A 211-nucleotide genomic window follows, 5' to 3' on the forward strand; every position below is an offset into this window, starting at 1 on the left:
GAAACTTATATTGATGAACAGCGTTCATCAATTCTCCATAGAAAGGAGGTGATCCAGCCGCACCTTCCGATACGGCTACCTTGTTACGACTTCACCCCAATCATCTGTCCCCCCTTAGGCGGCTGGCTCCAAAAAGGTTACCCCACCGACTTCGGGTGTTACAAACTCTCGTGGTGTGACGGGCGGTGTGTACAAGGCCCGGGAACGTATT

Annotated in this window: 1 rRNA gene; it reads right to left on the bottom strand. The window is 52.1% G+C overall.

Annotated features, from left to right (window positions below):
* Nucleotides 1-41: 41 nt before the first annotated feature.
* A 16S ribosomal RNA gene (locus MR160_RS34710) occupies nt 42-211 on the bottom strand; the annotation flags it as partial.

The sequence above is a fragment of the Bacillus cereus group sp. BfR-BA-01382 genome, from assembly GCF_022663475.1.
Classification (GTDB): Bacteria; Bacillota; Bacilli; order Bacillales; family Bacillaceae_G; genus Bacillus_A; species Bacillus_A thuringiensis_S.